This window comes from Agrobacterium sp. 22-226-1, from assembly GCF_053522345.1.
Genome location: NZ_JBNWCP010000060.1, coordinates 1 through 605, shown reverse-complemented (window position 1 = coordinate 605; position 605 = coordinate 1). Strand labels below are relative to the sequence as shown.

The 605-nt window shown below is 59.0% G+C and carries 1 protein-coding gene and 1 pseudogene; both read right to left on the bottom strand.

Annotated features, from left to right (window positions below):
* A partial coding sequence (locus ACQZ5K_RS27070; RefSeq protein WP_448742085.1) for a DUF2169 domain-containing protein occupies positions 1–213 on the bottom strand: 213 nt, incomplete at its 3' end.
* A gap of 13 nt (positions 214–226) precedes the next feature.
* Positions 227–605 (bottom strand): annotated as a pseudogene (locus ACQZ5K_RS27065) (type VI secretion system tip protein VgrG); the annotation flags it as partial.

Below are 605 nucleotides of genomic sequence, written 5' to 3'. Positions count from 1 at the left end.
AAGATCGCTTTGGCGCAGGAGGACGGTCTGGTGCGGATCGCCCTCATAGGCATCCTCCCACTGAAAACTTTCCTGCTCGGCTGCGACATCCAGCGAACCGCCCTGAGCATGCATGAATGTTGCACGCACGGAGACGATACAATCGAGCCCTCCTTCGGCATCGAACTGACGGAAAGCCATGGCGGGAAACGGCAGGCGGTTCTGAAGTTCCAAGACCCGGCCTCCGTCAGTTCAGATCGATCGGCTTGCCGCGAAGCTGAAAATGATCCGTCGCCACGAAGTTGAAGGTCTTGCCAAGAATGATGACCTCGCCATTCGCCTTCATGATGAACTTGGAATCGCCGCATTCGATGACGAACTCTTCACCGACTGCAATCTTCTTGAACTTTCCGACGCTCTCCAGCGACGTCTGGCCGACATTCGTAACCTTGCTGACCCCGATCTGTTCAGCCCGCGCCACACCGACGCTGTCGGATTTGAACGTGCTGACGATCGTGTTCATGATACCCGGCAGCGGAAACAATCCCGAAGCATCGGAACCGACGCCCGAGCCGGAGCCGGCTAGCGCCGTACCCGCATCCGCGCGCGGGCTCGGGCCGGAAACG